We start from the raw sequence: 6,491 nt of genomic DNA, 5'->3' as shown, positions 1-6,491 counted from the left end.
GGGGGGGGGGGGGGGGTTCGGGGGGGGGGGGGGGGGGGGCGGCGCCGGGGGGGGGGGGGGGGGGGGGGGGCGGGCGGGCGGGGGGGGGGGGCCCCGGGGGGGGGGGGGGGGGGGAAGGCGGCGGTTCGGGTTTCGGCGCGTGCGTGGGTGTGGGGGGCGGCGTCGGCTTTGGGGTGGGCGTCGGCGTAGGGGTCGGTGTGGGCGTGGGCGTCGGACAGGGCGGTGGTGGTGTGGGGCACCAGGTGGTGTCTCCGGCGACCGCCACCGCGCCGCTGCCCGCGACGGCCACCGCCGTGGTCCCGCCGCCGTCAGGGTCGGTGGAGGCGTACGCGCACGCGTCGGCCATGGCCGTACCGCTCGGCGCGCCGACGAGAATCCAGGTGAGTGCGAGCAGCGCCAACACCCGTATGACGAGGGCGGATCGGGTCCGTTTATGTCCATGCACGACGAAGATCATGGGCCGCGCAGCGCCTGCCTACGCCGCAGTGCCCGGGGATTGCCCCCGAAGGGGGGACGTGCGCCTTCCGGCGGTTTGACGGATCGCCGAGGATGCGCCCGCGGGTGCGCACACATGTACGAATCTCACGGTTCGTGTCACAGGGTTCGGAAAGAAATTTGTGAGCCGATTGAACACTTCCGCCACTCCCGCCCGTACCTAGGGCCATGCGCGGCGCAGCAGGGCGCTGCAACACCAATGCGAACAGCGGGAGTTACCAATGAAGACCTCCTGGCGGAGCGCCTCACTCGTGGCGACAGCTGCGGCCGTGCTGGCGCTCGCGACGGCGTGCGGTCAGGAACAGGGCGCCCAGTCGACGGGGAGCCAGAACGTGGGAGCCACCGCGGCCGCCGGTGATTACGGATCGAGCACGAGCCCCGGCAATGGCTACGGTGCCGATTCCGGGACCCAGCAGAGCGCCGCGGCCCAGGCGGAATCCGCCGGTCAGCTCGCTGTTACCGAAAGTGCGAAGCTCGGCAAGGTGCTGACCGACAGTGCCGGATTCACCCTCTACCGCTTCGACAAGGACACGGCCGAACCGCCCAAGTCGAGCTGTGACGGCGACTGCGCGAAGGCCTGGCCGCCCGTGCCCGCCGAGGGCGCCGAGGCCGCCACCGGAGTGGACAAGACGCTTCTTGGCGAGGTCACCCGGTCGGACGGCACGAAGCAGCTGACCATTGCCGGCTGGCCGATGTACCGGTACGCGAAGGACACCAAGGCCGGAGACGCCAACGGCCAGGGCGTGGGCGGTACTTGGTTCGCCTCGGCCCCCAATGGCAAGAAGGCGACGCTGGCCGACCTGCCCGGCCTGTCGGTCCGCAAGGACCCGAAGCTCGGTGACATCGTCGTCGACAAGAACGGCATGACCGTCTACCGCTTCATGAAGGACCAGGCCTGGCCCGTCTCGAAGTCGGCCTGCACCGGCGCCTGCCTGGAGAAGTGGCCCGCGGTCGCGCCGGTCTCCGCGGATGACACCAAGGGCGTCAAGAAGAAGGGCCTCATGGGCTTCACCCGCCCGGACGGCGTCAAGCAGATGACGGTCAACTGCTGGCCCATCTACACCTTCTCCGGTGACACGGCTCCCGGGGACACCAACGGTCAGGGCGTGGGCGGCACGTGGTACGCCGTTTCGCCCGACGGAAAGCCGGTCGGCGCGTCGGAGTAGAGGATCCACCTCCCCAGGGTTGATTCGCCTCGCCAGACAGCAACGGAACGCGGAAGGGAGGGGACGCAGACAGGCAAGTGTGCCGGACGAACGGAACAACGCGCGCGACCTTGGGTCCGCCCCCTCCGCACCGCACGGAGGGGGCGGACCGTTTGACGTGCCCTGACGCGAAAGGCCTCGGCGGCCAGGACTGCCGGACAGTAAAAGATCTTGCCGTTCCGTGACTGTTGAGCTGTGAATGATCTTGGCGACTCTGCGGATACCGTGGCCACTCTTCGTAACTCCCCGGAGCTTTTTGGAATGCTTCGGAGCGATTTCGCAGGGACGGTGAGCGGCGTGTTCGGGTGGCGTTCGTGGAGCGTCAATTCGGCACTTGCCGGAGGCAGTGACCGGGAACGGACGGTCAATTTCCGTTTTGGCTCGCTCCTTTGCCGGGCGATCAGTAGCCTCAGCTCGAACACCGGATCGCCTACGCCGTCGACTACGCCTTGGAGAGATAGATGGAGCGTCCCGCCTGGGCCCCCCGGAACATTGACATCTCGGTGCCGAGCGTGTCCCGTATGTATGACTACTACCTGGGCGGTTCGCACAACTTCGAGGTCGACCGGGAAGCGGCACGCAAGGCGATGGAGTTCATGCCGGGACTTCCCAAGATCATGCAGGCGAACCGGGCGTTCATGCGCCGCGCCGTGCGCTTCGCGGCCGACGAGGGCATCTCCCAGTTCCTGGACATCGGTTCAGGCATCCCGACCTTCGGAAACGTCCACGAGGTCGCCCAGGCGGCCAGGCCCGGCGCGCACGTCGTGTACGTCGACCACGACCCGGTGGCCGTCGCGCACAGTCAGGCCGTCCTGCGCAGCAACGAGGACGCGGACGTCGTGGCCGCCGATCTCCTCAAGCCCCAGGAGATCCTGGCGAGCCCTCAGGTTCAGCGTCTGATCGACCTGAACCGGCCGATTGCCCTCCTTCTCGTTGCCATACTTCACTTCGTGGAGGACGCGGACGACCCGTACGGAGCGGTGGCGGAACTGCGCGACGCGCTCGCGCCGGGCAGCCTGCTCGTCGTCACGCATGCCTCCTACGAGGGAATTCCGCTCCCGCCGGAGCGGGCCGAGGGGGCAGTGGACGTCTACAAGAACATCCGCAACCCGCTGATCATGCGCTCGCGCGAGGAGATCGCGCGGTTCTTCGAGGGGTACGACATGGTGGAACCCGGACTGGTGCCGATGCCGAACTGGCAGCCCGACACGGCACTCGAGGACGAGGATCCTTATTCCTTCTCCGGGTTCGCCGGCGTGGGGCGCACGGCGTGACCGCCGAGCCGGACGGGCCGGAGGACAGACTGCGCCGGTTCGCGACGATCTGGAGCCGGGCCGTCTTCCCGGTCACCTCGACGTCGCTGACCCGGCCCGAGTTCGAGCAACAACTGGTGCCGCTCGCCCAGCGGTTGAGCGACGCGCTGCGGGCCAGGACCTTCGACGCGGCCGAGGGCCAGGCGGTCGGCGCCGCGCTCATCGCCGCGCACTGCACCGACCCGGAGGCGCTCAGCCGCGCCCTCGACTGCGTGGACGCGTATCTGGTGCTCTACTGCGGTGAGGACGGTCCCCAGGAGGCGTTGCGGACCCGGTCGGCGCGGCTGCAGCACGCCATGGCCGCCGGATTCGCCCAGGCGCTGCGCGAGCGGACGCTTGCCGAGCAAGAGGCCATCTCCCAGGCGGCGTTGAACGCGCGCAGCGCGGTGGCCGAGGCACTGCACGCCAGCGAGGCCCGCTTCCGCGCGGTGTTCGAGGGGGCGGCCATAGGGATCGGCATCGCCGACCTCGAAGGCAACATACTGCAGGTCAACGGAGCCCTGCTGCGTATGTTCGGCGGCTCCGAGCAGTCGATGCGCGGACGCAAGGTCCCCGAGTGGACGCACCCCGAGGACGCTCCTCAAGTGTGGCGCCTGTACGAGGAGTTGGTGCGCGGCGAGCGCGAGCACTACCACGTCGAAAAGGCCTTCTACCGTCCCGACGGAACCGCCCTGTGGACCAATCTGACGGTCTCACTGCTGCGGGACGCGGATGGTGCACCCCAGTACCAGCTCGCGCTGATGGAGGACACCACCGAGCGGCGGCTGCTCAATCTGCGGCTGCGCTACGAGGCCACGCACGACGCGCTCACCGGACTGCCCAACCGGACCCTGTTCTTCGAGCGCCTGGAGAAGGCGCTGTCCGCGGGTGAGGGCCAGCGCTTCGGCCTGTGCTACCTCGACCTCGACGGCTTCAAGACCATCAACGACAGCCTCGGGCACGCCGCCGGCGACCGACTGCTCGTCGAGGTCGCCGACCGGCTGCAGTCCTGCGCGACCGCCCCCGGCGAGATGGTCGCCCGGCTCGGCGGCGACGAGTTCGTGGCGCTCACGACGGGCCCCGACACCGAGCGCGAGGTCGACGCGCTCGCCGACCGCATCATGAACGCCCTCATCACCCCGGTCCGTATCGACGGCCGCGAACTGACCGTGCGGGGCAGCATCGGCATCGTCGAGGGACCGGCCGGTGAGCGCGGCCCCGCCGAGGTGCTGCGCAGCGCCGACATCACGATGTACCGGGCCAAGTCCGCGGGCGGCAACCGCTTCGAGCTCGCCGATCCCGAGGCCGACGCCCGTGCCATCACCCGGCACGGGCTCACCACCGCGCTGCCCGCTGCCCTGGACCGGGGCGAGTTCTTCATCGAGTACCAGCCGCTGGTGCACCTCGGTGACGGCAGCGTGCGCGGTGCCGAGGCGCTGGTGCGCTGGCTGCACCCGCAGCACGGCGTCCTCGGCCCCGACCGCTTCATTCCGCTCGCCGAGCACACCGGGCTGATCGTTCCGCTCGGCCGCTGGGTCCTGGAGCAGTCCGTGCGCCAGGCCCGAGCGTGGCAGGAACGACACGCCACCGCCGGCCCGCTGCGGATCAACGTCAACCTGTCGCCCTGCCAGCTGACCCATCCCGGCCTGGTCCAGGACACGGTCGACATCCTGGAGCGTGAGGGGCTCGACGCCGACACGCTGTGCCTGGAGGTCACCGAGTCCGCGCTGATCGGCGCCGACGACGACCTCCTCAAGCCGCTGCGGCGCCTCGCCGACATGGGCGTGGACATCGCCCTCGACGACTTCGGCACGGGCTACTCCAACCTCGCCAACCTGCGCCGGCTGCCGGTCAGCATCCTCAAGCTGGACCGTTCCTTCACCCGGGGCATGCAGCAGTTCCCCGCGGACCCGGTCGACCTGAAGATCGTCGAGGGCATCGTCTCCCTCGCCCACAGCCTCGACCTCGCGGTCACCGTCGAGGGTGTGGAAACGGGCGCCCAGGCCGAGCAGTTGCGGATACTGGGCTGCGACACGGCCCAGGGCTGGTACTACGCCCGCCCGGGCCCGCCCGAGCGGCTGCATGAGCTGGCGCTGGTGGACGCGACCGGCTGAGGCTCGGCGCGCGGCGTGGTCTCCTGGAAAGGAGGCCACCCCGCTGCGCTGTCCGGGCTCCTGTCAGCGTCGGAGTGCGCCGGAGCACCGGGGCGGCGCGCGGGGGAGGAGCCGACGGATGGCGGACGAGCAGCGGATCGTCGGCCGGGAGGAGTTCCGCTGCGGATTCGCAACGCGCTGACGCCCGCCGAGTCCGACGAGCTGCATGAGCGGCCGACGCTTCCCTCGCCGGGCCGGCCGCTGTTCCAGGCCGCGTTCGCCAACTTCGCCCGTCGCTCCCCGGCCGCCGTGGCCACGGGCAACGCGGACCGCTCCTGATGATCTCCGGCCAGGCCGACCCCACCGTCCCCGCCGTGGTGACACGCTCGGCGTACAAGCGCTACGGCGATTCGCAACGGCGGTCACCGACCTCAAGCAGTTCCCCGACCCCGGCCACTCGCTGGTGGTGGACCACGGCCGGCGGACCGTGGCCGAGTACGCCCTTCAGTGGCGGGCCGACCAGGACATCCACGGCCGCGAGGCAACACGCGCCTGACGGGACATACATCCCATCGGTGCCCGGTGGCCGGGTGCCGCAGCGAAGGAGTCGAGACGAATGAGCACGGAACTTCAGGGCAGGACCGCGGTCGTGACCGGCGCCAGCAAGGGCATCGGACTCGCCGTCGTGGAGGCGCTGGCCGGGGCGGGGGCGACGGTGGTCGCCGGATCACGCACCACCTCGCCGGGCCTGGACGCGCTGATCAAGCGGGGCACCGTCACCTGGGTGCCCGTCGACCTCACCGAACCCGACGCCGCCGAACAGCTCGTGGCGGCGGCGGACGGCCGGATCGACGTCCTGGTCAACAATGTCGGCTCGGCCCCGGCCCGCACCGGCGGTTTCCTCTCGGTCACCGACGAGGACTGGGCACGCACCGTCGATCTGAACCTGCTGACGGCCGTACGGGTCACCCGCGCCGCCCTGCCGCTGATGCTGCAGGCCGGCCGGGGCTCGGTGGTGACGGTCGCCTCGGTCAACGCCACCCTGCCCGACCCCCTGGTGATCGACTACAGCGCGGGCAAGGCCGCCCTGGTCGCCTTCTCCAAGGCGCTGTCGAAGGAGGTCGGCCCCCAGGGGATCCGCGTCAACACCGTCAGTCCGGGCCCGGTCGAGACGGAGCTGTGGCTGGGCGGCGAGGGAGTGGCCGCGACCGTGTCGGCCGCCGCAGGGATCACCCCCGACGAGGTGGTGGCACGGGCCGCCGGCGCCACGGTCACCGGCCGCTTCTCCCAGTCGCAGGAGGTCGCCGAACTCGTTCTCTTCCTCGCCGGCGACCGCGCCCGCAACATCACCGGCAGCGACCTGGTCATCGATGGAGGTTTCATCCCGACCCGGTGACGAGCCGGCC

At 70.5% G+C, this 6,491-nt stretch carries 4 protein-coding genes; all 4 read left to right on the top strand.

The window, feature by feature from the left end; genetic code table 11:
• The first annotated feature begins 716 nt into the window (after positions 1 to 716).
• The 4 genes from ACIBK0_RS44730 (at position 717) to ACIBK0_RS44715 (ending at position 6,481) form a co-directional block, all read left to right on the top strand.
• Positions 717 to 1,661, top strand: a complete 945-nt coding sequence (locus ACIBK0_RS44730) for an SCO0930 family lipoprotein (RefSeq protein WP_399093923.1) — start codon at positions 717 to 719, stop codon at positions 1,659 to 1,661.
• Positions 1,662 to 2,161: 500 nt separating this feature from the next.
• Positions 2,162 to 2,974 carry an SAM-dependent methyltransferase gene (locus ACIBK0_RS44725; RefSeq protein ID WP_399093920.1) on the top strand — a complete coding sequence of 271 codons (813 nt, stop codon included), beginning with the start codon at positions 2,162 to 2,164 and terminating at the stop codon, positions 2,972 to 2,974.
• On the top strand, positions 2,971 to 5,106 hold the full coding sequence (locus ACIBK0_RS44720; RefSeq protein WP_399093917.1) for a putative bifunctional diguanylate cyclase/phosphodiesterase: 2,136 nt from the start codon (positions 2,971 to 2,973) through the stop codon (positions 5,104 to 5,106). Before ACIBK0_RS44725 ends, ACIBK0_RS44720 begins: the two co-directional genes overlap by 4 nt.
• 595 nt (positions 5,107 to 5,701) lie before the next feature.
• Entirely contained in the window at positions 5,702 to 6,481 is a 780-nt protein-coding gene (locus tag ACIBK0_RS44715) for an oxidoreductase (RefSeq protein WP_399093914.1), read from the top strand.
• The last annotated feature ends 10 nt before the right edge of the window (positions 6,482 to 6,491 follow it).

It is taken from the genome of Streptomyces sp. NPDC050564 (assembly GCF_044457265.1).
In the GTDB taxonomy this organism is placed as follows: Bacteria; Actinomycetota; Actinomycetes; order Streptomycetales; family Streptomycetaceae; genus Streptomyces.
This window is presented reverse-complemented; position numbering and strand designations above follow the sequence as displayed.